Consider the following 24,504-nt stretch of genomic DNA (forward strand, 5'->3'; position numbering starts at 1 on the left):
AGGCAATGAAATAGGGAAGACATAACTTAGCTGGCTTACGAAAAATGCTAAGACGCATTTGTCATAATTATTTCATCCTTGATACACCTGCGTTATATCGGTTTGCCACCACTCGTCTGCATCCTTCTCCATTCGTGCCCTTGAGCGCAAGTCCCGGCTGTTTCAGATCATTTACGCGATCGCGTTGCAATTCTCCGCCGCTGTCTATACTCGCCATTGAATGGAGTTAGCTGATGACGCCCGACTGCACCCGCAGCAAGGCCCGGCGATTCAAGTTCGTAGTCTGATGCAGCCGCTCCCTTGCCGCAGGCGAAAGCCGGCGGGATAACAAGAACGATAAGGGGAACCCGCAATGATGCGACATCCACACGTCTGGATGGGCCTCCTGTTGTGGTCGATTTTCAGCCCGGCCAATGCGGCCTGGACTGTGAATATGGCGCCTGGAGCGACTGAAATCAGTCACGCAGTATTCGACCTGCACATGACCATTTTCTGGATCTGTGTGGTGATCGGGATCATCGTCTTCGGCGCCATGTTCTGGTCGATGATCGTGCATCGCCGCTCGACCGGGCAGGTCGCCGCAAAATTCCACGAAAGTACCACCGTCGAGATCCTCTGGACCGTCGTGCCGTTCCTGATCCTGGTGGCGATGGCCGTTCCGGCGACCGCCACCCTGATCCGCATGTACGACACCAGTGAGCCGGATATCGATATCCAGATCACCGGTTACCAGTGGAAGTGGCACTACAAATACCTCGGTCAGGATGTCGAGTTCTTCAGCAACCTGGCCACCCCCGCCGAACAGATCCACAACAAGGAAGCCAAGGGCGAGCACTACCTGCTCGAAGTCGACAAGCCGCTGGTGCTGCCGGTCGGCGCCAAGGTGCGCTTCCTTGTGACTTCCGCCGACGTGATCCACTCGTGGTGGGTGCCGGCCTTCGCGGTCAAGCGCGATGCGATCCCCGGGTTCGTCAACGAAGCCTGGACCCGCATCGACAAGCCCGGAATCTATCGCGGGCAGTGCGCCGAATTGTGCGGCAAGGATCACGGCTTCATGCCGATCGTGGTCGACGTCAAAGAGAAGCCCGATTACGACAAATGGCTGGCCGACCGCAAAGCCGAAGCCGCGCAGCTCAAAGAGCTGACCAGCAAGGAATGGACCCTCGACGAACTCAAAGAGCGCGGCGACAAGATCTATCACACCACCTGCGTAGCCTGTCACCAGGCCGAGGGCCAGGGTCTGCCGCCGATGTTCCCGGCGCTCAAGGGCTCGCCGATTGCCACCGGGCCGAAAGCCGACCACCTGCACCGCGTGTACTTTGGCAAGCCCGGCACCGCCATGGCGGCGTTCGGCAAGCAGTTGTCGGAAGTCGATATCGCAGCGGTCGTGACCTACGAACGTAACGCCTGGGGCAACAACAAGGGCGACATGGTCACGCCAAAAGAAGTGCTGGAGCTCAAACAGGCGGAAAGCAAATGAGCCGGTCTATCGCGTACTTCGTGAACCGGCCGGGGCAACGCGCCCTGGCCAGCCCCGTCCACTCACGTAAAGGAGACCGGCCATGAGCGCTGTAATCGATGACCACGGTCATGCCGACCACGCTCACGGCCCCGCCAAAGGCCTGATGCGCTGGGTGCTGACCACCAACCACAAGGATATCGGCACGCTGTACCTGTGGTTTGCGTTCTGCATGTTCCTGCTCGGTGGCTCGTTCGCCATGGTGATCCGCGCCGAACTGTTCCAGCCCGGGCTGCAGATCGTCGAACCGGCGTTCTTCAACCAGATGACCACCATGCACGGCCTGGTGATGGTGTTCGGGGCGGTGATGCCGGCGTTCGTCGGCCTCGCCAACTGGATGATCCCGTTGATGATCGGCGCGCCGGACATGGCCCTGCCACGGATGAACAACTTCAGCTTCTGGCTGCTGCCGGCGGCGTTTCTGCTGCTGGTCTCGACCCTGTTCATGCCGGGTGGCGGACCGAACTTCGGCTGGACGTTCTACGCGCCGCTGTCCACCACCTACGCGCCGGAAAGCGTCACCTACTTCATCTTCGCCATCCACTTGATGGGGATCAGTTCGATCATGGGCGCGATCAACGTGATCGCCACCATCCTCAACCTGCGCGCCCCCGGCATGACCCTGATGAAAATGCCGCTGTTCGTCTGGACCTGGCTGATCACCGCGTTCCTGCTGATCGCGGTGATGCCGGTGCTGGCCGGTTGCGTGACGATGATGCTGATGGACATCCACTTCGGCACCAGTTTCTTCAGTGCCGCCGGTGGCGGTGACCCGGTGCTGTTCCAGCACGTGTTCTGGTTCTTCGGCCATCCCGAGGTGTACATCATGATCCTGCCGGCCTTCGGCGCCGTCAGCCAGATCATCCCGACCTTCTCGCGCAAGCCGCTGTTCGGCTACACCTCGATGGTCTACGCCACGGCGAGCATCGCGTTCCTGTCATTCATCGTCTGGGCGCACCACATGTTCGTGGTCGGCATCCCGCTGGTGGGCGAGTTGTTCTTCATGTACGCGACCATGCTCATCGCCGTGCCGACCGGGGTGAAAGTGTTCAACTGGGCCAGCACCATGTGGCAAGGCTCGCTGACCTTCGAAACGCCGATGCTGTTCGCCGTGGCGTTCGTGATCCTGTTCTCGATCGGCGGTTTCTCCGGGCTGATGCTGGCCATTGCCCCGGCGGACTTCCAGTACCAGGACACCTACTTCGTGGTCGCGCACTTCCACTACGTGCTGGTGCCGGGGGCGATCTTCGGGATCTTTGCCTCAGCCTATTACTGGCTGCCGAAGTGGACCGGGCACATGTACGACGAAACCCTCGGCAAGCTGCACTTCTGGCTGTCGTTCGTCGGCATGAACCTGACTTTCTTCCCGATGCACTTCGTCGGGCTGGCGGGGATGCCGCGACGGATTCCGGACTACAACCTGCAGTTCGCCGACTTCAACATGGTCTCGTCGATCGGCGCTTTCATGTTCGGAACCACGCAGATCTTCTTCCTGTTCATCGTGATCAAGACCATCCGTGGCGGCGAACCGGCACCGGCCAAACCGTGGGATGGCGCCGAAGGCCTGGAGTGGAGCGTGCCGTCACCGGCGCCGTATCACACCTTTACTACGCCGCCGGAAGTGAAATGAAACGCTTCTCTGCTGACACATCCCCTGTGGCGAGGGAGCTTGCTCCCGCTTGGGTGCGCAGCGCCCAGAAAATCTTTTGGGGCTGCTGCGCAACCCAGCGGGAGCAAGCTCCCTCGCCACAAAGGCTCACTCGCACCTTCGAGGGAGGCTTGACTCATGGCTGACTCGATCTCGCTGAAAAAACTGGTCATCCGCCTGCTCGGCGTGGTGGTGGCAATGTTTGTCTTCGGTTTTGCCCTGGTGCCGATCTACGACGTGATGTGCAAGGCCTTCGGCATCAACGGCAAGACCGCCGGGCAGTACGAGGGTGAGCAGGTGGTGGATAACTCGCGGCAGGTGCGCGTGCAGTTTCTGTCGATGAACAACGCCGACATGCCGTGGGAGTTCTACCCCAAGGGTGAGGAACTGGTGACCCATCCCGGCGGCGTAAACGAGATGATCTTCGTCGCCCGCAACCCCACCGACAAACCGATGAGCGCCCAGGCCGTGCCGAGTATCGCGCCCAGCGAAGCGGCGGCGTATTTCCACAAGACCGAATGCTTTTGCTTTACCCAGCAGGTGCTGCAGCCCGGTCAGCAGATCGAGATGCCGATGCGTTTCATCATTGACCGCGACATGCCCAAGGACGTGAAGCACCTGACGCTGTCCTACACGCTGTTCGATATCACCGCCCGTCATCCACCGGTGGCTGCAAACACTGGCGGTTAAGCGTGCCCGATAAGGAGAACAATAAATGGCAACTCATGAGCACTATTACGTTCCGGCCCAGAGCAAATGGCCGATCGTCGCCACCATCGGCATGGTTACCACCGTGTACGGCCTGGCGACCTGGTTCAACGATCTGAAGGCAGCGCGCCCGGAATCCCACGGCCCATACATCTTTTTCGTCGGCGGGCTGCTGCTGGCGTACATGCTGTTCGGCTGGTTCGGGGCGGTGATCAAGGAAAGTCGCGCCGGGCTGTACAGCCCGCAGCTCGACCGCTCGTTCCGCTGGGGCATGAGTTGGTTCATCTTCTCCGAGGTGATGTTCTTCGTCGCCTTCTTCGGCGCACTGTTCTACGTGCGGCACATTTCCGGCCCGGCGCTGGGTGGTGAAGGCCCGAAAGGCATCGCGCACATGCTCTGGCCGAACTTCCAGTTCACCTGGCCGCTGCTGCACACCCCGGACCCGAAACTGTTCCCGCCGCCCAAGGAAGTCATCAGCCCGTGGGGCCTGCCGCTGATCAACACGATTCTGCTGGTCAGCTCCAGCGTGACCATCACCATCGCCCACCACGCCTTGAAAAAAGGCCATCGCGGTGCGCTGAAAATCTGGCTGGCGATCACCGTGCTGCTGGGCTGCGGCTTCCTCGCATTGCAGGCCGAGGAGTACATGCACGCCTATCACGAACTGGGTTTGACGCTGGGTTCGGGCATTTACGGCGCGACGTTCTTCATGCTCACCGGTTTCCACGGCGCCCACGTGACCATCGGCACGATCATTCTGTTCGTGATGCTGATGCGCATCATGAAGGGCCATTTCGATGCCGAGCATCAGTTCGGCTTCGAGGCGGCGAGCTGGTACTGGCACTTCGTCGATGTGGTGTGGATCGGCTTGTTCGTCTTCGTTTACGTACTCTGAGCGCTGATCACCAAGGCGCGTGCGACACCAGTTGGCCGCTGTAGAAGCCCCAGGCGATCAGGCCGACGGTGGCCGCGGCCAATGCCACCCGAACACTCAAGGCGATCACCAGGCGATTGGAACTGCTGTCGTCCTTGACCAGGAAAAACAGGCCGCTGAACAGGCTGATCACCGTGGCAATCAGCAGCAGGACGATGGCTGCTTTGAGCATGGGAAGACTCCGGGGGACAGGCGATGCAGTTGAGTATAGCGATCGCGACGACTGACTTTGTGGCACGGCCATGAAGCGCTTCCGGCCGGGCGTGATACCGACCGTGGTGGTGGCGTTGCTGTTGCCGCTGCTGGTGTCACTGGGCTTCTGGCAACTGGGCCGGGGGGCGGAGAAAACCGCCCTGCTCGCCACTTACGCCGAGCGCCGCGCGGCTGATCCGATGGCCAGCAGCGAATTGCTGCACAGCGCCGACCCGGCCTTTCGCCGCGTGCATCTGTACGGCCAGTTCGATGGCGCCCACAGCCTGCTGCTCGACAACCGCCAGCGCAACGGCAAGGTCGGTATCGAGCTGCTGCAACCGTTTCAGGATCGGGCCACCGGCCAGTGGCTGCTGGTCAATCGCGGCTGGCTGCCATGGCCGGATCGCCGGGTGACGCCGCAATTTGCTACCCCCACCGACGCGGTCAACCTGGATGCCTGGGTCTACGTCGCCCCCGGCGCGACCTTTCAGTTGCACGCCGACCCGGCCAGCAGCACCTGGCCGCAAACGATCACCGCCGTGGAGCCGGCCAAGCTGTGGAAAACCCTCGAACGCGACGGCTTCGCCTACGAACTTCGTGCCGAACCCGGCCCCGCCAGCTATGAGGCCGACTGGCCGGTTGTCGCCATGGGCCCGGAAAAACACCTTGGATACGCCGTGCAGTGGTTCGCCATGGCCACCGCCCTGCTCGGCCTCTACCTCTACCTTGGATTGCACAACGCAAAGGAGAAACACCATGGGAACGGCCATGAATCCACCCAGCATGTCTGAGGCGAAAACCCCGGCCACCCGCCGCCGCGGGCGGATTCAGCTGCTGCTGATTCTGCTCGGCGTGGTCGGCCCGATGGTGCTGGCGACCGGCATGTACAAACTGCAGTTCTGGGTACCGGAAGGTCGCAGCTACCACGGCGAACTGATCGGCAACGGCCAGACCCGCGCCGACCTCGGCGTACAAGCCGATGAACAGCGCTGGCAGATGCTGGTGACCGCGCCGAAGGATTGCGCGGTGGACTGTCAGCAACTGGTGTACCTCGCGCGGCAGATCCAGATCGGCCTCGGTCGCGACGCCGGTCGCGCCAGCCACGCCCTCGCCGCCGCGCAACCGTTGAGCGCCGACTACGAGGCCAAGCTGACCCGCGAATACCCGCAGCTGCAACGCTATCCACTGGACAGCGCTGCGTTCAGCAAGACCACCGGCGACAAGGCCACGCCGCAACTGTGGATCATCGACCCCCACGGCAACCTGGTGCTGCGCTACGACCCGAGTGTCAAAGGCAAGGATCTGCTCAACGACCTGCGCCACCTGCTGAAACTGTCGAACATCGGATAAGGGCATCGTCATGGCCAAACCTGGATTTCGCCTCGCGTTGTTTGCCACCCTGCTGGCACTGATCGTCGTGCTGCTCGGCGCCTACACCCGCCTGACCCACGCAGGCTTGGGCTGTCCGGACTGGCCGGGCTGTTACGGTTTTATCAGCGTGCCGAAAAGCGAAGCCCAACTGGCCCATGCCGAGCTGCATTACCCCGACTCGCCGGTGGTGGCGCACAAGGGCTGGAACGAGATGATCCACCGCTACTTCGCCGGCACTCTCGGCCTGCTGATTGCGATTCTGGCCGGGCGCGCCTGGGTCAATCGTCGGCATCCGGGGCAGCCGCTGAAGCTGCCACTGTTTCTGCTGGCGGTGGTGCTCGCCCAAGCGGCGTTCGGCATGTGGACGGTGACGCTCAAGCTCTGGCCGCAAGTGGTCACCGGGCATCTGCTCGGCGGCTTTGCGACATTGAGTCTGCTGTTTCTGCTGACCTTGCGCCTGTCCGGCGTGCTACCGGCGCTGACCGTGCCCAAGCGCTTGCAGTATTGGGCGACGGCGGGGCTGTTGCTGGTGATCGGCCAGATTGCCCTCGGCGGCTGGGTCAGCTCCAACTACGCGGCGGTGGCCTGCATCGACTTCCCGACCTGCCACGGCCAGTGGCTGCCGCCAGCGGACTTTGCCAACGGCTTTCATCTGACCCAACACATCGGCCCCAATTATCTCGGCGGCCAACTCGACAGCGATGCGCGCACAGCGATTCACCTGACCCACCGCATCGGCGCGCTGCTGGTAACGATCGTCCTGCTCGGTCTGGCCTGGCAACTGAAAGCCGTCGGCATGACCCGACTCGCCGGACTGGTGTTGGTCGCCCTCGGCGCACAGATCACCCTCGGTATCAGCAACGTATTGTTCCATCTGCCGCTGCCGGTGGCCGTGGCCCACAACGCCGGTGGCGCAGCGCTGCTGCTGACCATGGTGTTGGTCAATTATCACGCGCGCACCAGTCTGGTTCGGGTCAAACAGCCGGTGCTCGCCCGCTGGCGCCTCAGCCCGCGCAAACACGTGGCGGCGCCCATCACCATTAAAGGAGAAACGCCATGGCGCTTCTGATCGGCGAACGTCCCGCGCAAGCGCTGTGGCGTGACTATCTGGAGCTGACCAAGCCGAAAGTGGTGGTGCTGATGCTGATCACCTCGCTGGTCGGCATGTTCCTCGCGACCCGCGCCGGGGTGCCGTGGACGGTGCTGGTGTTCGGCAATCTGGGGATTGCGTTGTGTGCCGGCGGCGCGGCGGCGGTTAATCATGTGGTGGATCGGCGTATCGACGCGGTGATGGCGCGCACGCACAAACGGCCATTGGCCGAGGGCCGGGTTTCGCCGGCAGCGGCGCTGACCTTTGCGCTGGTGCTGGCGCTGCTCGGGCAGGCGATGCTGCTGACGTTCACCAATGCGCTGACCGCGTGGCTGACCCTCGCTTCGTTACTCGGCTACGCGGTGATCTATACCGGCTTCCTCAAACGTGCGACGCCACAGAACATCGTCATCGGCGGTCTTGCCGGCGCCGCTCCTCCGCTGCTCGGCTGGACCGCCGCCACCGGCCATGTCAGCGCCGAACCGTTGCTGCTGGTGCTGATCATCTTCGCCTGGACCCCGCCGCACTTCTGGGCGCTGGCGATCCATCGCAAGGAGGAATACGCCAAGGCCGACATCCCGATGCTGCCGGTGACCCACGGCGAGCACTACACCAAGGTGCATATTCTGCTGTACACCTTCGCGCTGCTCGCGGTGAGCCTGCTGCCGTACGTGATTCACATGAGCGGCGTGCTCTACCTGATCTGCGCCCTCGCGCTGGGCGCAAGGTTTCTGCAATGGGCCGTGGTGCTGTACCGTGGCACTCGGCCGCACGCGGCGATCAACACCTTCAAGTACTCTATTTATTACTTGTTCCTGTTGTTCATCGCCCTGCTCGTAGACCACTACTTACTGTTGAACCTATGACTCGAACCCAGAAAACCGTCTTCATCCTCGTCGCCGTGATCGCGCTGATCCTGGGACTTACCGTCAACAAAGTGCTGAGTGGCAAGGGCCAGGGCGACCCCACCGCGCTGATCGACGCCGGCATCATCCTGCTACCGCAGAGCCGCACGTTGCCGGGCGTGACCATGACCAATCAGGACGGCCAGCCGGTCGCCATCGACGAGTTGAAAGGCAAGTGGAGCCTGCTGTTTTTCGGCTACACCTTCTGCCCGGACATCTGCCCGACCACCCTCGCCCAACTGCGCCAGATCAAGAGCGAGTTGCCCAAGGATGCTGTGGATAAACTGCAGATCGTGCTGGTCAGCGTCGACCCGAACCGCGACACCCCGCAGCAGTTGAAGCAGTACCTGGGATACTTCGATCCACAGTTCGTCGGCCTGACGCCGAAATCGATCGAAGAGCTGCAGAAGGTCGCGAATGCGGTGAGTATTCCGTTCATTCCGGCGGACACCAGCAAGCCGAATTACACCGTGGATCACAGCGGCAACCTGGCGGTGATCGGCCCGGACGGCACGCAGCGCGGCTTCATCCGTGCGCCGCTGAACAACGCCAAACTGGTGGCGCAACTGCCGGTGATGCTTAACCGCAAGTAAGACCAACAGAGATCCCCTGTGGGAGCGGGCTTGCTCGCGAATGCAGTGGGTCAGATAAAGAAATGTTGGCTGACACACCGCTTTCGCGAGCAAGCCCGCTCCCACAAGGACGGTGTTTCAGGCAAAAAAAAGGGGGCGCTCATGGCGCCCCCTTTTTTTTGCAGCAATCTAAATCAGAACGCCGGCAATACCGCGCCTTTGTACTTCTCGGTGATGAATTTCTTCACTTCCGGGCTGTGCAGGGCAGCAGCCAGTTTCTGCATCGCATCGCTGTCCTTGTTGTCGGCACGGGACACCAGGATGTTGACGTACGGCGAGTCGTTGCCTTCCTTCGCCAGCGCGTCCTTGGACGGATCGAGCTTGGCTTCCAGCGCGTAGTTGGTGTTGATCAGCGCCAGATCGACCTGGGTCAGCACGCGCGGGATGGTCGCGGCTTCCAGTTCACGGATTTTCAGGTCTTTCGGGTTCTGCGCGATGTCTTTCGGGGTCGACAGAATGTTGGTCGGATCCTTCAGGGTGATCAGGCCAGCCTTGGCCAGCAGCAACAGCGCACGGCCGCCGTTGGTGGCGTCGTTCGGGATCACCACGTTGGCGCCGCTTGGCAGGTCTTTCAGATCCTTGATCTTGCTCGAGTAGGCGCCCAGCGGCTCCAGGTGCACCCCGGTCACAGCCACCAGGTTGGTGCCCTTGGCTTTGTTGAACTCATCGAGGTACGGCTGGTGCTGGAAGAAGTTGGCGTCCAGGCGCTTTTCGGCAACCTGTACGTTCGGCTGGATGTAGTCGGTGAAGACCTTGACCTTCAGTTCCACGCCTTCTTTGGCCAGGGCCGGCTTCACGAACTCGAGGATTTCCGCGTGCGGCACCGGAGTGGCGGCAACGGTCAGGGTTTCAGCGTGGGCCGAAAAAGCGGCTACGGCAGCGAAAGCAGCGATCAGTTTTTTCATTCAGCTAACTCCTTATAAGGCGCCCGTGTGGCGCCTGCCAGCGAATGGCCGGCTCATCTCTTGATTTACAAAAACCGGTTATTTGCGCGAGAAATGCACGACCAGTCGGTCGCCGACCATTTGCAGCACTTGTACCAGAATCAGCAGCAACACCACGGTGACGATCATCACGTCAGTCTGGAAACGCTGGTAACCGAAACGGATCGCCAGGTCACCCAGACCACCGGCGCCGACCACACCGGCCATCGCCGTGTAGGACACCAGGGTAATCGCGGTCACCGTAATCGCTGCGAAGATGCCTGGACGGGCTTCCGGCAGCAAGGCGTTCATGATGATTTGCCGAGTGGTCGCGCCCATCGACTGGGTGGCTTCGATGATGCCGCGATCGACTTCACGCAGCGCGGTTTCCACCAGACGCGCGAAGAACGGCGTCGCACCTACCACCAGCGGTGGAATCGCACCGGCCACGCCCAGCGAAGTGCCGGTGATCAGCACGGTGAACGGGATCATCACGATCAGCAGAATGATGAACGGCAGCGAGCGCAGGATATTCACCGCCAGCGACATGAAGGCGTAGAGGCCACGACTTTCCAGCAACTGACGCGGACTGCAGAGGAATAGCAACACGCCCAACGGCAAGCCGAGCAACACGGTGAACAGCAGCGATCCGCCAAGCATCAGCATGGTGTCGCCGGTGGCCAGCCAGATTTCGTACCAGTCGATATTGGTGAAGAAACTCATCAGGGCTTCCATTAACGCAGCACCTCCATATGAACGTCAGCGGCGGTGAAGCGGGCGAATGCCGCTTCCATGTCGCCACCGGTGACGGCGAGGGTCAATTGCCCGTAAGGAATGTCTTTGATGCGGTCGATGCGACCGGCGAGGATGCTGTAGTCGACCCCGGTTTCCCGGGCAACGGTACCGAGCAACGGCGCGTAGGTTGCTTCGCCCTGGAAGGTCAGACGTACGATGCGACCCGGCACGTGAGCGAAGTCATCGCGCTGTTCACTTTCGTCGATCTGCTCGCTTTCCTGGACGAAACGCTTGGTGGTCGGGTGCTGCGGATGCAGGAACACATCGGCCACCGAGCCTTGCTCGACGATCACCCCGGCGTCCATCACTGCCACCTGATCGCAGACGCGACGGATCACGTCCATCTCGTGGGTGATCAGGACGATGGTCAGCTTCAGTTCGCGGTTGATCTCGGCCAGCAGTTGCAGGACCGACGCGGTGGTCTGCGGATCGAGGGCACTGGTGGCCTCGTCGCACAGCAGGATCTTCGGCTTGGTCGCCAGGGCGCGGGCGATGCCGACGCGTTGTTTCTGACCGCCGGACAATTGTGCCGGGTACTTCTTGGCGTGATCGGACAGACCGACCCGCGCCAGCAACTCGGCGACACGCTGATTGATCTCGCTGCTCGACAGCTCGCCCGCCAGGGTCAGGGGCAGCGCGACGTTGTCGGCCACGGTCTTGGAGGCGAGCAGGTTGAAGTGCTGGAAGATCATCCCGACTTGCTGACGGAAGCGCCGCAGGCCGTTGGCGTCCAGCGCGGTGACTTCTTCGCCGTCGACGATGATCTTGCCGCCGCTGGAGTCTTCCAGGCGATTGATCAGACGCAGCAGGGTACTTTTTCCCGCACCGGAATGGCCAATCAGGCCGAAGACCTGACCGTTTTCAATCGAAAGACTGGTCGGGTGCAGGGCGGGGATGTCCTTACCGGCGACGCGGTAAGTTTTGTGGACGTTTTGAAACTCGATCACGTAGCGAACCTTGTGGGGCGCGTTAGAAAAGGATCAGCGGTTAGCCGGGCGCGCATTTTAGCCTGTCCGTATAGAGGTTCTTAGCATTTATTTCGCAATTAACCTTCGATTTGGCAATAACAAGATCAAAGGTCATAAAAAAGGAACGCCCATTCCTGCTCATTGGTCACTAGTTAAGCGACTTGAAACCCTGGGTAACCGTGCCCGGAAACGCTCAAGAGTCCCCGTTGAAACGGGGTCAACCGAGGAGTTTACGTCTGATGAGCAGCAAGAAACCTACGACCGACAAAAGCCAACTGGCCGGAACCGATACCAAGGATCGCGCCAACACCAACGCCAAACTCGACAGTCTGGAGAAGTTTCGCTCCGACGCGACCGGCCAGGCCCTGCGCACCAATCAGGGAGTGAAGGTCGCCGATAACCAGAACACCCTCAAGGCCGGCCCACGCGGGCCGTCGTTGCTGGAAGACTTCATCATGCGGGAAAAGATCACGCATTTTGACCATGAGCGAATTCCGGAGCGCATCGTTCACGCGCGCGGTACTGGCGCCCATGGTTTCTTTCAGGCCTACGAGAACCATTCGACGCTGACCAAGGCCGGCTTCCTGCAGGATCCGGGGAAAAAGACCCCGGTGTTCGTGCGTTTTTCCACGGTGCAGGGGCCGCGCGGTTCCGGCGATACCGTGCGTGACGTACGCGGTTTCGCGGTGAAGTTCTTCACCGACGAGGGCAACTTCGATCTGGTCGGCAACAACATGCCGGTGTTTTTCATTCAGGACGCGATCAAGTTTCCCGACTTCGTCCATGCGGTAAAACCCGAACCGCACAATGAAATCCCGACCGGCGGCTCGGCCCACGATACGTTCTGGGACTTCGTTTCGCTGGTGCCGGAATCGGCGCACATGGTGATCTGGGCGATGTCCGACCGGGCGATCCCGAAAAGCCTGCGCAGCATGCAGGGCTTTGGCGTGCACACCTTCCGCCTGGTCAACGCCGAGGGCAAATCGCGCTTCGTCAAATTCCACTGGCGCCCGACCGCCGGCACCTGCTCGCTGGTGTGGGACGAGGCGCAGAAGCTCGCCGGTAAAGACACCGACTACCACCGTCGCGATCTCTGGGAAGCCATCGAGATGGGCGACTACCCGGAATGGGAGCTGGGTGTGCAGATCATTGAGGAGGAAAACGAGCACGACTTCGATTTCGACATCCTCGACCCGACCAAGCTGATCCCCGAAGAAATTGTGCCGATCACCCCGCTGGGCAAGATGACCCTGAACCGTAACCCGGACAATTTCTTCGCCGAGACCGAGCAGGTCGCGTTCTGCCCGGGCCACATCGTGCCGGGGATCGACTTCTCCAACGATCCGCTGCTGCAAGGCCGGCTGTTTTCCTACACCGACACGCAAATCAGCCGACTCGGTGGGCCGAACTTTCATGAGCTGCCGATCAACCGCCCGGTGGCACCGTTCCACAACGGCCAGCGCGATGCCCAACACCGCACGGTGATCGACAAGGGGCGCGCGTCCTACGAGCCGAACTCGATTGATGGCGGCTGGCCGAAAGAAACCCCGCCAGCCGCGCAGGACGGTGGTTTCGAGACTTATCCGGAACGCATCGACGCCGCCAAGATCCGCCAGCGCAGCGAATCGTTCAGCGATCACTTCTCGCAGGCGCGACTGTTCTTCAACAGCATGAGCAAGCACGAGCAGGAACACATCATCGCCGCCTACAGCTTCGAGCTGGGCAAGGTTGAGCGCGAGTTCATCCGTGCACGGCAGGTGAATGAGATTCTCGCCAATATCGACCTGGAACTGGCCAAACGTGTCGCGGCCAACCTCGGGCTGCCGGCGCCAAGCAAAGGCACGGTCGAGGTGCGCAAGACTTCGTTCGATCATTCGCCAGCGCTGAGTCAGGCCAATCTGCTGCCAGAGAACATCAAAACCCGAAAAGTGGCGATTCTTGCGGCGAACGGTGTCGATGGTGCGGCAATTGATGCCATGAAGAAGGCATTGGCAGCGGAAGGTGCCCACGCCAAGCTGCTCGGCCCGACGTCGGCACCGGTGAAGACGGCCGACGGCAAAGCCCTGCCGGTGGACGCTTCCATGGAAGGCATGCCTTCGGTGATCTTCGATGCGGTGTTCGTGCCGGGTGGCGCGGCGTCGATCAAGGCGTTGAGCGCTGACGGTGTAGCGTTGCACTACCTGCTGGAGGCGTACAAGCACCTGAAGGCGATTGCGCTGCACGGCGAGGCCAAGCAGTTGCAGGACCTGCTGAAGCTTGAGGCGGATGCGGGGTTGCTGCAGGGCAAGGATGTGCCGGGGTTGACCAAGCCGTTCTTCGCGGCAATCGGGCAGCATCGGGTTTGGGATCGCGAGCCTAAGGCCAAAGCTGTTCCAGCTTAAGGAAACTGGCTGCCTGAGAGGACGCCTTCGCGAGCAGGCTCGCTCCCACAGGGTTCACGCTGAACCTGTGGGAGCGGGCTTGCTCGCGAAGCTTTTCAGGGTTTAGCTGGAATCAGAACCATCTGCGCCGGCACCGTGCGCAGAATCTGCTTCTCGATGCGCAACTCGAAATCCGGATTCAGTTTCTTCACCCGCTTGCTCAGCAGAGTCGCCAGCCAAGGGTAATCCTGAGTACGCGGTGCCTGAATGCTCACGGCACATTCGTAATTCACCACATCGGCGGCGATCGCGTCGAGTTGCCGGCGAAGTTTGCGGCTATCGTTGATGTTCAGCGCCACCGTGGTGCTTTCGGCAGTCGGATCGATGACCTTGGCTTTCGGTTTGGCTTCGGCTGCCAGCAGCGCCGCTTCGGCTTTCTCCAGCTCGGCTTTACGGGCTTCGGTGATCGCGCCGTTGACGCCACCGGTCAGCGCCGGGGCCTTGGGCATCAGGGCGCGGGCACGGCTCAGTGCGGTCGCTGCCGCGTTCACATCACCTTTCTGCAACACGATCTGACTACGGCGCAGGTAGGCCTCGGCCAACTGGCGCTGGTATTGCTCGAGCGACTGATCGTTGGGGTTCTGTGCCTGCAAGGCGGCCAATTGGTCTTCGGCGGTGGCCAGTTCGCTGCTGGCCAGGCTTTGCTCCAGCTGTGCGATGGCCGTGGCCCGCGCGTCGGGGGCTTCGGCCACCGGCGGCGTGCTTTGGCAGGCGCCCAGCAGCACGGAAAATGCGACAAGGAGCAGATAACGGGAGGCGAACGGCTTCATTCCTGCGACTCTCTATTTGCGCAAAAAGCGAGCAAGTCTACACCCCTCGACGGGGCAGAACAAAACTCAGCAGAAACAGTGCGGCTGCCGTCACAACGATTGACGGCCCCGCCGGGGTGTCCTTGAACCATGACAGCGCCAGCCCGCCACACACGGCGAGCATGCCCAGCAGGCTCGCGCCCAGCGCCATCTGTTCCGGCGAACGGGCGTGACGTTGTGCCGCAGCCGCCGGGATGATCAACAGCGAAGTAATCAGCAACACACCGACGATTTTCATCGCCACCGCGATCACCACCGCAATCAACAGCATCAGCGCCATGCGCAGACCCGCCACCGGCAGGCCTTCGACCCTGGCCAATTCCTCATGCACGGTAATCGCCAGCAGCGGCCGCCACAGCGTCACCAGCAGCACCAGCACTGCCGCGCTGCCACCGAGGATCCACGCCAGATCGGTCGGACTGATCGCCAGCAGGTCGCCGAACAGATAGGCCATCAGGTCGATCCGCACTTCATGCATGAAGCTTAGTACCACCAGGCCAAGAGAGAGCGTACTCGGCGCGAGAATCCCCAACAGCGTGTCCGACGCCAGCGGCTGACGCTGCTGCAACGTCACCAGCAGCACCGCCAGCAGCAGGCAGCCGACGGTCACCGCCACCGTCGGACTGACATCCAGCAGAAAGCCCAGGGCCACGCCAAGCAGCGCGGCGTGGGACAGGGTGTCGCCGAAATAGGCCATGCGCCGCCAGACCACGAACGAACCCAACGGCCCGGCCACCAGCGCCAGCGCCAGACCTGCAAGCAGGGCATACAACAGAAAATCAGCCATGCTTGCAGTGGTCTCCGTGAACGTGGGTGTGGCCCGCAGCGGGCGCCTTGACCACCGAACCGTGCAGGTCGTGGGCGTGGTCGTGATGGTGGTGATAGATCGCCAGACTCGGCGCATTCTTGCCGAACAGCTCGACGAACGCCGGATCGCCGCTGACCTGCTCCGGATGCCCGGAACAGCAGACGTGTCGGTTGAGGCAGACCACCTGATCGGTGGTGCTCATCACCAGATGCAAATCGTGCGAGACCATCAGCACCCCGCAACCATGCCGGTCGCGCAAGCGGGTGATCAGGCTGTACAGCTCGGCCTGGCCGGCGACATCCACGCCCTGCACCGGCTCGTCGAGCACCAACAATTCCGGCTCGCGCAACAGCGCCCGGGCCAGCAGCACGCGCTGCATTTCGCCGCCGGAAACGTTCTGCACCGGGCTGTCGATAACGTGCTCGGCGCCGACTTCCTTCAGCGCAGCCAGCGCACGCGGGCGATCAACACCCGGCACCAGACGCAGGAAGCGCAGCACCGACAGCGGCAAGGTCGGGTCGACGTGAAGTTTTTGCGGCATGTAGCCGACGCGCAGTTTCGGCTTGCGCCAGACACTGCCGCTGTCAGGCTTCAGCAGGCCAAGCACGGCGCGCACCAGTGTGGTCTTGCCGGCGCCGTTGGGACCGATCAGGGTGACGATCTGCCCCGGCTCGACGCTCAGCTCGATGTTGTCCAGCACGGTCTGCCCGGCAAACGTGACGGCGACGTGCTCCAGACGGATCAACGGGTTGCTCATCAGGCCCCCTGGCAACCGGAACACAGGCCGACCACTTCGACGGTCTGTGCTTCGACGATGAAACCGACATCCTTGGCGCTATTGATGATCGCGTCGCTGATAGCTTTCTGTTCCAGCTCAATGGCGGCGTGGCAGTCGCGGCAGATCAGGAACTGGCCCTGATGCGCATGTTCCGGATGCACGCAACCGACAAAGGCGTTGAGCGAAGAAATGCGGTGCACCAGGCCATTTTCCAGGAGGAAATCCAGCGCGCGGTACACGGTCGGCGGCGCGGCGCGGCGGCCGTCCTGCTCGCTGAGCACCGCCAGAATGTCGTAGGCGCCCAGCGGCTTGTGGCTCTGCCACACCAGCTCCAGCACCCGCCGGCGCAACGCAGTCAGGCGCAGGCCTTTCTGGGCGCACAAGGTATCGGCCTCGGTCAGTGCGCTGTGCACGCAATGAGAGTGGTCGTGTGGACGGCTGGCAATCGGTGTAATAGGCATGGGCGGCGACGAGTTTTGATAGAGACGTTATTATGTTACCCGTTCTCGCCTCCTTGAGTGGTCATCGTGTCCCGACTTTTTTCTGTTTTTGTGGCGTTTATCGCCAGTTTTCTGCTGATCGGTTCGGCTCAGGCCGAGGTCAAGGTCCTCACCAGCATCAAACCGTTGCAGCTGATTGCCGCGGCCGTGCAGGACGGCGTGGCGATTCCCGAAGTACTGCTGCCGCCGGGCGCTTCGCCGCATAACTACGCGCTGCGCCCGTCCGACGTGCGCAAGGTGCAATCGGTGGATCTGCTGTACTGGATCGGCCCGGACATGGAAGGTTTCCTGCCCCGCGTGCTCAACGGTCGTACGCTGCCAAGCGTGGCCGTGCAGGATCTGCCGGGCATGAAGCTGCGCCGCTTCGCCGAAGACAGCCACTCCCACGCCGAAGACGCCGACGAGCATGATCACGATCATCGCCCGGGCACGCTGGACGCGCATTTGTGGCTATCGCCGGTCAACGCGCGGGTCATTGCCGAGAAAATGGCTGCCGACCTCAGCGCAGCCGATCCGGCCAACGCCGAACGCTATCAGAGCAACGCCAAGGCTTTCGATGAGCGCCTCGACGCACTGGATGCACGCTTGAAGAAGCGCATGGCCGATGTCGAGGGCAAACCGTACTTCGTGTTCCACGAGGCGTTCGATTACTTCGAAGACGCTTACGGCCTGAAGCACACTGGCGTGTTCAGCGTGGCCGCCGAAGTCCAACCGGGCGCGCAGCATGTCGCCGCGATGCGCAAGCGCCTGCAGGAAGTGGGCAAGACCTGTGTGTTCAGTGAACCCCCGCTGCGTCCGCGCCTGGCGGAAACCCTGGTGGCAGGCCTGCCGGTGAAGCTGGCGGAGCTGGATGCACTGGGCGGCTATACGCCGGCGACAGCTCAGGGGTATGAGCAGGTGCTGGAGAAGCTGGGCAACGATTTGGCCGGGTGCCTGGAATCGTTGTAATCCCCGGCATAGGTGTTGCCCCCATTCGCGAGCAGGCTCGCTCCCACAGGATCGCCGAGACCCTGTGGGAGCGAGCCTGCTCGCGAAGCTTTTAAAGGGCGAAAGGTAGCGGTGTATGCACCTGCTGCCGCTGCGCCAAACGCTGCTCGAACTCCTGCGGATCGTGAATCAGCACGTCCTGCCCGGCAAACTGCTCGGCGGCGATCAACCGCGACAACCAGAACCGCACACACGCCACACGCAGCATGGTCGGCCATAGCTCCGCTTCAGCGGCCGTGAACGGGCGCAGCGCCGCATAGGCACCGAGGAATGAGCGGGCACGCGGCCCGTCAATCAAACCTTCCTCGTCCGAACACCAGTCGTTCAAGGCAATCGCCACGTCGTAGAGCATCGGCCCCGAGCAGGCGTTATAGAAGTCGATCAGACCCGTCAGGTGCGTGCCTTCGAACATCGCATTGTCGCGGAACAGGTCGGCGTGAATGTTGGCCCGTGGCAGCGCGAGAATTTTGTCTTTCTGCAGGGTGATTTCTTCCAGTGCCTTGTGCAGCAACGCACGCGGCTCGTCACTCAGGTGCGAAAGAAACTCGGTGCCCTCCTCCAGCATCCAGTCCAGGCCACGATCGGTCTTGCGCTTGATCATGCGCTCGCCCTGGGTCGCCAGGTGCAGATGCGCCTGCAACTCGCCGACCTGCGCGCAATGCTGGGCGTTGGCGACCTTGATGTGCTTGCCGGACAGGCGCGGCTGCAGCAGCGCCGGTTTGCCCTTGAGCTCACGCAGCGCCACGCCGTCGGTGGTACGCAGCGCGTAGGGCACCGGCAGATCGGCCTCGTGCAGGACGTCGAGCAGGTCGATGAAGAACGGCATTTCCTGCACCGGGCCGCGCTCGACCAGGGTCAGGACGAATTCGCCCTGCTCCAGGCTGATAAAGAAATTGGTGTTTTCGCTGCCGGCGGCGATCCCCTGGAAATCAAGCAGACGGCCGAGCCCGTAAGGGGCGAGAAAGGTTTCCAGCTCGGGCCGAGCCAGGGGGGTGAACACAGACATGGTTAAAAACTGCTCAGTTCGGGCGCCGCGATCAAGCGGCGCCGATTAAAAGTCGGGAATCTTACTTCCAGGTAAAGATTTCCCACGACGGAATCAGCATATCCGGCTGGTCGGAACGGATGTAGTTCGCGTCCGAACCATCGGCGCGCACCAGGAAATACGGTTTACCGCCCTTCGGCGTGACCTTGATCGCATACACGAAGCCACTGCGGCTGTATTCCTGAATGACCTTGTCGCCTTCGGTGTGCGTGTTAATGGTAACTTCCGGCTCCTTTGACGGCGCATCATCCGCCGCGATCGCGGCCAGCGGTGAGACAGCAATCAAACTGACCAGCAGCAAGCGATTTAACGTACGCATGATAACCTTGTCCCTTTGTCGTCAACGGTCCCGCTATTCTAGCGCCGGGCCCGCCGAAAAGGTTGATTCTGCTCATGAGCCAAGCCCCCCTCGTCCTGGTGGACGGTTCGTCTTACCTATACCGCGCGTTCCATGCACTGCCACCACTGACCACCTCCAAAGGCCTGCCGACCGGCGCGGTCAAAGGTGTGCTGAACATGCTCAAGAGTCTGCGCAAGCAGTACCCGGACAGCCCGTTCGCCGTGGTCTTCGACGCCAAGGGCGGGACGTTTCGCGATGAGATGTACGCCGAATACAAGGCCAACCGTCCGAGCATGCCCGACGACATGCGCGTGCAGATCGAGCCGCTGCACCAGAGCGTGATCGCCCTCGGCTTCCCGCTGCTGTGCGTGGAAGGCGTCGAGGCTGACGACGTGATCGGCACCCTGGCCCGCAGCAGTGCGGCGGCGGACCGCCCGGTGATCATCTCCACCGGCGACAAGGACATGGCGCAACTGGTCGACGGTCACATTACCTTGGTCAACACCATGTCCGGTAGCTCGATGGACGTGGAGGGCGTGAAGGAGAAATTCGGCGTCGCTCCCGAGCAGATCATCGATTATCTGGCGCTGATGGGCGATTCTTCCGACAACATTCCGGGCGTACCGGGCATCGGCCCGAAGACCGCTTCCGGCCTGCTGGTCGGGGTCAACGGTGGCCTCACCGAGCTTTACGCGAATCTCGACATTGTGCCGACCCTGCCGATCCGTGGGGCCAAGACCCTGCCGGCCAAGCTCGAAGAGCACAAGGAGATGGCCTTCCTCTCCTACCAACTGGCGACCATCAAGGTCGATGTGCCGCTGGACATCGGCCTCGACGACCTGCAGATGGGCGCGGAAGACCCGGCCAAGCTCTACGAGCTCTACACCCTGCTGGAATTCAAGAGCTGGCTGAATGATCTGGATCGCGACGCCAAGCGCCAGGAACTGAACGCGGCCGCCGAGCCTGCGCCGGCTGGCGATCTGTTCGGCGCGCCTGAAGCCGAAGCGCCAGCCGCTCCCGCTGAAGCCGCTTACGAAACCATCCTCGATCAGGCGCGTTTCGACGTCTGGCTGGAGAAACTGAACAACGCCAAGCTGTTCGCCTTCGACACCGAAACCACCGGCATCGACGCGCAACAGGCGCAACTGGTCGGCCTGTCGTTCGCGGTGCAGGCCAACGAAGCGGCGTACATTCCGCTGACCCACTCCTACATCGGCGTGCCCGAGCAACTGGATCGCGACACCGTGCTGCGCGCGCTGAGGCCGATTCTGGAAGACCCGAACAAGCTCAAGGTCGGCCAGCACGCCAAGTTCGACATGAACATCCTGGCCAATTGCGCCATCGGCGGCGATCAGAGCCAGGGCATCAACGTGCGCGGGATCGCCTTCGATACCATGCTTGAGTCCTACGTGCTCAACTCCACCGCGACCCGCCACGACATGGACAGCCTTGCGCAGAAGTACTTGGACCACACCACTGTGAGCTTCCAGGACATCGCCGGCAAAGGCGCCAAGCAACTGACCTTCGACCAGATCGCCCTGGAACAGGCCGGCCCGTACGCCGCCGAAGACGCCGACATCACCTTGCGCCTGCACCAGACCCTGTTTGAAAAACTTAGCGCAATCCCGAGTCTGGCCAGTGTGCTGACCGACATCGAGATCCCGCTGGTGCCGGTGCTGGCGCGCATCGAGCGGCAGGGTGCGTTCGTCGACGCCGAACTGCTCGGCATCCAGAGTATCGAGCTGGGCAACAAAATGGTCGCGCTGGAGCGCGAAGCATTCGAGATCGCCGGGGAAGAATTCAACCTCGGCTCGCCGAAGCAGTTGGGCGTGATCCTCTACGAAAAGCTCGGCCTGCCGGTACTGAAGAAAACCGCCAAGGGCCAGCCATCGACCGCCGAGGAAGTGTTGGCCAAGCTCGCCGAGGACGATCACCGTCTGCCGAAAGTGCTGATGGAACACCGTTCCATGAGCAAACTGAAAAGCACCTACACCGATCGCCTGCCGGAGCAGATTAACCCGCGCACCGGGCGTATCCACACCTCGTACCACCAGGCTGTGGCTTCTACCGGGCGCCTGTCCTCCAGCGATCCGAACCTGCAGAACATTCCGGTGCGTACCGCTGAAGGCCGGCGTATCCGTCAGGCATTCGTTGCGCCAAAGGGCTACAAACTGCTGGCGGCGGACTATTCGCAGATCGAGCTGCGGATCATGGCCCACCTGTCCAAAGACGAAGGCTTGATGAACGCCTTCCGCAACAATCTGGACGTGCACACCGCGACCGCCGCTGAAGTGTTCAAGGTTGAGCTGAATGAAGTGACTTCCGACCAGCGCCGTGGCGCCAAGGCGATCAACTTCGGCCTGATCTACGGCATGGGCGCGCAGAAGCTCGGCAAGGACATCGGCGTCGACACCAAGACCGCCAAGGCCTACATCGACACCTACTTCGCCCGCTACCCGGGTGTGCGCGAATACATGGAGCGCACCCGCAAGCAGGCCGCTGATCAGGGCTATGTCGAGACCTTCTTCGGTCGTCGCCTGTACCTGCCGGAGATCAACTCGAACAAGCCGCAGGAACGCGCTGCCGCCGAGCGCACGGCGATCAACGCGCCGATGCAGGGCACCGCCGCCGACATCATCAAGAAAGCCATGGTGACGGTGGATAACTGGCTGGCGGCTTCGGGGCTGGACGCCAAAGTCATCCTGCAGGTGCACGATGAACTGGTGCTGGAGGTTCGCGAGGATCTGGTCGATCAGGTCAGCCAGGAAATCCGCCTGCACATGAGCGAAGCGGCGAAGCTGGACGTGCCGTTGCTGGTGGAAGTCGGCGTCGGCAACAACTGGGATGAAGCGCACTAAGGCATCTGGCCCGGGCGTTTGCCGCGACACACCGTCGCGGCAAACGCCCGAAACGCGCTTATTTCGAAACGCGCTTGGGGTTATTCCAAAGCTTTTTGAAAAAAATCTGAACTAATCTGACAACTCACTACTCAGAGATACTGAATGGCTGGTGAAGCCCTTCAATGCTCCTATGTTGTGTTAAGTGTTGGCAGATATCTGAACCCCGCCCTAGCGGTTCGGAGCTTAAACCCCGGAACTTCTCCCTCCCCATATGAAGTCCGGGGCTTTTTTTGCCTCAAAACTGCCTGTGGCGCAGCCATGCTGCGTTAAAAGCGCAACAAAAAATGCTCATTTAGGTCCCCTAAACTCCGCTTTTTTGTTGCACTTTTGCCTTGCCTGGCAGCACCACAGACAGTTTTGATATTCCCTTATTCTGCCTCGGTCGCCGCTTCGGCGCCCTTGTCAGCCAGTTCCATCCAGCCTGCCAACACAGTGTAGGCCTCTTCCAGGCCCATGCGTTTTGGCGCCGAGAACAGCTGGATCGTCACCAGATCACCCCAGCCCTTGCGGATTTCCGACTGCACTTTCAGCAGCGTGTTCTTGGCGGCGCCATAGGTCAGCTTGTCGGCCTTGGTCAGCAGAATGTGCATCGGCATGCCGGCGGCAACGGCCCAGTCGAGCATCAGCAGGTCGAAATCGGTCATTGGATGACGGATGTCCATCATCAGAATCAAACCCTTCAAACTCTCGCGGCCACCGAGGTAAGCCTCGAGGTGACGCTGCCAGTGTTGCTTGAGCGGGATCGGTACTTTTGCATAACCGTAGCCCGGCAGGTCGACCAGACGCCGTTCATCGTCTAGCTTGAAGAAGTTCAACAGCTGTGTGCGACCCGGAGTTTTCGAGGTGCGCGCCAGGCTGGCGTGAGTCAGGGTGTTCAGTGCGCTGGATTTACCGGCGTTGGAACGACCGGCGAATGCCACTTCGAAGCCTTCGTCGTCAGGGCATTGATCGACTTTGGCGGCACTGAGCATGAACGTGGACTGTTGGCACAGGCCGAGGATGGGATTCTTGAGTTGCATGGGATTTCCGATGTGGGCGGCGCCGGGATTGGGCGCGGAACGCGGTGTCGCTTCCGTTTCAGTGACGCCAGTATATAATGCCGCAGATTTTGTGTGTGCTTTGTCCCAGCGAAGGATGAAGTTCACGAGAGCCAAAGACCTTGATTGCGCATCAGAACGCAGAACGCTCTCAACCCTGAAAAGGTCGTTTTATGACGAAATGGCTGCTGGCTGCCGGAGTCCTGATACCGCTTTGCGGCGCACAGGCTACACAGGAACCGGAAGCCGTGTACAACCGTGTTTGTGGTGCCTGTCATTCCGGCCAACTACCCATGGCGCCCGAAAGAGGCGATCAGGCAGCTTGGACGCCGAGGTTGGCGAAAGGTATGGGGACGCTGGTGCAACACGTGACCCAGGGTTTCAAGGCGATGCCGCCGCGTGGTTTGTGCATGGACTGCAGTGCCGAGGATTACCAGGCCATCATCCTTTGGATGAGCGAGAGTAAACCCGGTCCATAACTCTTAACCCTTAGCCGTAGTTGGATTAGCTGATGAACAAATTGATCGTGAGTCTGCTGTTGACCGTGGGAATTTCAGGCTTCGCCCATGCTGCCGGTGACGCCGCCGCCGGCCAGGCGAAAGCTGCCGTATGCGGGGCCTGCCATGGCCCGGATGGCAACAGCATGGCGCCAAACTTCCCGAAACTGGCAGGTCAGGGTGAACGCTACCTCGACAAGCAGTTGCACGACATCAAATCGGGCAAGCGCGTCGTTCTGGAAATGACCGGCCTGCTGACCAACTTGAGCGATCAGGACCTCGCCGACATCGCCGCCTACTTCGCCAGCCAGAAAGGCAGCGTCGGCGCTGCCGATCCAAAAATCGTCGCGCGTGGTGAAGCCCTGTTCCGTGGCGGCAACCTGGAAAAAGGCCTGCCGGCCTGCACCGGCTGCCACTCGCCGAACGGTGCCGGCAACGCCGCCGCAGGCTTCCCGCACCTGGGTGGCCAACACGCTCAATACATCGCCAAACAACTGACCGAATTCCGCAAGGAAGAAGGCGGTCGCGCCAACGACGGCGACTCCATGCCAATGCGCACCATCGCACGCAAACTGAGCGACGAAGACATCGCCGCGGTCGCCAGCTACATCCAGGGCCTGCACTAACCGTCCTGAATCGAGCGTTACAGCTGATGGACATCTCCTGCAACGTTAACGCTCGATTAATCCGTCGCAGCA

The 24,504-nt window shown here is 61.4% G+C and carries 25 protein-coding genes; 14 read left to right on the top strand and 11 right to left on the bottom strand.

Translation table 11 applies throughout. The features are described from left to right. The first annotated feature begins 352 nt into the window (after positions 1-352). From coxB to LCH64_RS15550, 4 genes are all read left to right on the top strand, one after another. Entirely contained in the window at positions 353-1,480 is a 1,128-nt protein-coding gene (coxB, locus tag LCH64_RS15535) for a cytochrome c oxidase subunit II (RefSeq protein ID WP_003220352.1), read from the top strand. 82 nt (positions 1,481-1,562) lie between these two features. Then, on the top strand, positions 1,563-3,149 hold the full coding sequence (gene ctaD / locus LCH64_RS15540) for a cytochrome c oxidase subunit I (protein WP_103483955.1): 1,587 nt from the start codon (positions 1,563-1,565) through the stop codon (positions 3,147-3,149). Between the two features lie 156 nt (positions 3,150-3,305). Then, positions 3,306-3,857: a cytochrome c oxidase assembly protein gene (locus LCH64_RS15545; RefSeq protein ID WP_226500687.1), complete on the top strand. Its 552-nt coding sequence runs from the start codon at positions 3,306-3,308 to the stop codon at positions 3,855-3,857. Between the two features lie 25 nt (positions 3,858-3,882). Next, on the top strand, positions 3,883-4,770 hold the full coding sequence (locus LCH64_RS15550) for a cytochrome c oxidase subunit 3 (RefSeq protein WP_103483956.1): 888 nt from the start codon (positions 3,883-3,885) through the stop codon (positions 4,768-4,770). A 7-nt stretch (positions 4,771-4,777) separates the two neighbouring features. Here the strand turns inward: LCH64_RS15550 and LCH64_RS15555 are convergent, their stop codons facing one another. Further along, on the bottom strand, positions 4,778-4,981 hold the full coding sequence (locus LCH64_RS15555; RefSeq protein WP_003220344.1) for a twin transmembrane helix small protein: 204 nt from the start codon (positions 4,979-4,981) through the stop codon (positions 4,778-4,780). A 70-nt stretch (positions 4,982-5,051) separates the two neighbouring features. Here LCH64_RS15555 and LCH64_RS15560 point away from each other — a divergent pair, with 70 nt between their 5' ends. Genes LCH64_RS15560 through LCH64_RS15580 form a run of 5 tightly spaced genes read left to right on the top strand, consistent with a single transcriptional unit; the run spans position 5,052 to position 8,960 of the window. After that, positions 5,052-5,792 (top strand): SURF1 family protein, encoded by a 741-nt coding sequence (locus tag LCH64_RS15560; RefSeq protein WP_103519935.1) that lies wholly within the window; start codon positions 5,052-5,054, stop codon positions 5,790-5,792. Further along, a complete protein-coding gene (locus LCH64_RS15565; protein ID WP_201136132.1) occupies positions 5,758-6,351 on the top strand; it encodes a hypothetical protein in 594 nt (197 codons plus the stop codon). The genes LCH64_RS15560 and LCH64_RS15565 overlap by 35 nt, the downstream gene beginning before the upstream one ends. Positions 6,352-6,361: 10 nt before the next feature. Continuing rightward, positions 6,362-7,441, top strand: a complete 1,080-nt coding sequence (locus LCH64_RS15570; protein ID WP_226500688.1) for a COX15/CtaA family protein — start codon at positions 6,362-6,364, stop codon at positions 7,439-7,441. Continuing rightward, positions 7,429-8,328: a heme o synthase gene (cyoE, locus tag LCH64_RS15575; RefSeq protein WP_003220336.1), complete on the top strand. Its 900-nt coding sequence runs from the start codon at positions 7,429-7,431 to the stop codon at positions 8,326-8,328. The genes LCH64_RS15570 and cyoE overlap by 13 nt, the downstream gene beginning before the upstream one ends. Next, positions 8,325-8,960 carry an SCO family protein gene (locus LCH64_RS15580; protein ID WP_226500689.1) on the top strand — a complete coding sequence of 212 codons (636 nt, stop codon included), beginning with the start codon at positions 8,325-8,327 and terminating at the stop codon, positions 8,958-8,960. The genes cyoE and LCH64_RS15580 overlap by 4 nt, the downstream gene beginning before the upstream one ends. Positions 8,961-9,133: 173 nt before the next feature. Here the strand turns inward: LCH64_RS15580 and LCH64_RS15585 are convergent, their stop codons facing one another. The 3 genes from LCH64_RS15585 to LCH64_RS15595 all read right to left on the bottom strand — a co-directional run bounded on the left by LCH64_RS15585 (position 9,134) and on the right by LCH64_RS15595 (position 11,664). Further along, on the bottom strand, positions 9,134-9,904 hold the full coding sequence (locus LCH64_RS15585; protein WP_226500690.1) for a MetQ/NlpA family ABC transporter substrate-binding protein: 771 nt from the start codon (positions 9,902-9,904) through the stop codon (positions 9,134-9,136). 78 nt (positions 9,905-9,982) lie between these two features. Then, complete coding sequence (locus LCH64_RS15590; RefSeq protein WP_003220331.1) at positions 9,983-10,657, bottom strand: methionine ABC transporter permease; 675 nt, start codon at positions 10,655-10,657, stop codon at positions 9,983-9,985. Further along, positions 10,657-11,664 (bottom strand): methionine ABC transporter ATP-binding protein, encoded by a 1,008-nt coding sequence (locus tag LCH64_RS15595; RefSeq protein ID WP_027610230.1) that lies wholly within the window; start codon positions 11,662-11,664, stop codon positions 10,657-10,659. Before LCH64_RS15595 ends, LCH64_RS15590 begins: the two co-directional genes overlap by 1 nt. Before the next feature lie 260 nt (positions 11,665-11,924). Here LCH64_RS15595 and katE point away from each other — a divergent pair, with 260 nt between their 5' ends. Next, entirely contained in the window at positions 11,925-14,066 is a 2,142-nt protein-coding gene (gene katE, locus LCH64_RS15600; RefSeq protein WP_226500691.1) for a catalase HPII, read from the top strand. A gap of 95 nt (positions 14,067-14,161) precedes the next feature. Here the strand turns inward: katE and LCH64_RS15605 are convergent, their stop codons facing one another. Genes LCH64_RS15605 through LCH64_RS15620 form a run of 4 tightly spaced genes read right to left on the bottom strand, consistent with a single transcriptional unit; the run spans position 14,162 to position 16,961 of the window. Then, positions 14,162-14,875 carry a PA5502 family lipoprotein gene (locus LCH64_RS15605; protein ID WP_003220324.1) on the bottom strand — a complete coding sequence of 238 codons (714 nt, stop codon included), beginning with the start codon at positions 14,873-14,875 and terminating at the stop codon, positions 14,162-14,164. A gap of 37 nt (positions 14,876-14,912) precedes the next feature. Next, positions 14,913-15,701, bottom strand: a complete 789-nt coding sequence (gene znuB / locus LCH64_RS15610) for a zinc ABC transporter permease subunit ZnuB (protein WP_003220321.1) — start codon at positions 15,699-15,701, stop codon at positions 14,913-14,915. Beyond that, positions 15,694-16,479 carry a zinc ABC transporter ATP-binding protein ZnuC gene (znuC, locus tag LCH64_RS15615; RefSeq protein WP_226500692.1) on the bottom strand — a complete coding sequence of 262 codons (786 nt, stop codon included), beginning with the start codon at positions 16,477-16,479 and terminating at the stop codon, positions 15,694-15,696. Before znuC ends, znuB begins: the two co-directional genes overlap by 8 nt. After that, a complete protein-coding gene (locus tag LCH64_RS15620) occupies positions 16,479-16,961 on the bottom strand; it encodes a Fur family transcriptional regulator (RefSeq protein ID WP_003220319.1) in 483 nt (160 codons plus the stop codon). Before LCH64_RS15620 ends, znuC begins: the two co-directional genes overlap by 1 nt. A gap of 66 nt (positions 16,962-17,027) precedes the next feature. Here LCH64_RS15620 and LCH64_RS15625 point away from each other — a divergent pair, with 66 nt between their 5' ends. Then, positions 17,028-17,948 (top strand): zinc ABC transporter substrate-binding protein ZnuA, encoded by a 921-nt coding sequence (locus LCH64_RS15625; RefSeq protein ID WP_103484039.1) that lies wholly within the window; start codon positions 17,028-17,030, stop codon positions 17,946-17,948. Between the two features lie 91 nt (positions 17,949-18,039). Here LCH64_RS15625 and LCH64_RS15630 read toward each other — a convergent pair whose 3' ends face one another. Beyond that, the gene (locus LCH64_RS15630) at positions 18,040-18,993 is read right to left on the bottom strand and encodes a homoserine kinase (protein WP_226500693.1); all 954 of its coding nucleotides are present in this window, start codon (positions 18,991-18,993) and stop codon (positions 18,040-18,042) included. Between the two features lie 61 nt (positions 18,994-19,054). After that, positions 19,055-19,351: a DUF2782 domain-containing protein gene (locus tag LCH64_RS15635; RefSeq protein ID WP_003220313.1), complete on the bottom strand. Its 297-nt coding sequence runs from the start codon at positions 19,349-19,351 to the stop codon at positions 19,055-19,057. A gap of 74 nt (positions 19,352-19,425) precedes the next feature. Between LCH64_RS15635 and polA the strand changes: the two genes are divergently transcribed. Beyond that, positions 19,426-22,230 carry a DNA polymerase I gene (gene polA / locus LCH64_RS15640; protein ID WP_226500694.1) on the top strand — a complete coding sequence of 935 codons (2,805 nt, stop codon included), beginning with the start codon at positions 19,426-19,428 and terminating at the stop codon, positions 22,228-22,230. Positions 22,231-22,640: 410 nt separating this feature from the next. On the opposite strand, the gene yihA is transcribed toward polA, so the two are convergent. Continuing rightward, positions 22,641-23,291 (bottom strand): ribosome biogenesis GTP-binding protein YihA/YsxC, encoded by a 651-nt coding sequence (yihA, locus tag LCH64_RS15645; RefSeq protein WP_003220309.1) that lies wholly within the window; start codon positions 23,289-23,291, stop codon positions 22,641-22,643. 191 nt (positions 23,292-23,482) lie between these two features. Here yihA and LCH64_RS15650 point away from each other — a divergent pair, with 191 nt between their 5' ends. Together LCH64_RS15650 and LCH64_RS15655 are read left to right on the top strand one after the other, a co-directional pair. Continuing rightward, positions 23,483-23,788, top strand: coding sequence for a c-type cytochrome (locus LCH64_RS15650; RefSeq protein ID WP_003220307.1), 306 nt, complete (start codon positions 23,483-23,485; stop codon positions 23,786-23,788). 32 nt (positions 23,789-23,820) lie between these two features. Further along, positions 23,821-24,432: a c-type cytochrome gene (locus LCH64_RS15655; protein ID WP_201136139.1), complete on the top strand. Its 612-nt coding sequence runs from the start codon at positions 23,821-23,823 to the stop codon at positions 24,430-24,432. The last annotated feature ends 72 nt before the right edge of the window (positions 24,433-24,504 follow it).

Source organism: Pseudomonas sp. MWU16-30322, from assembly GCF_020515535.1.
Lineage (GTDB): Bacteria > Pseudomonadota > Gammaproteobacteria > Pseudomonadales > Pseudomonadaceae > Aquipseudomonas > Aquipseudomonas fluorescens_H.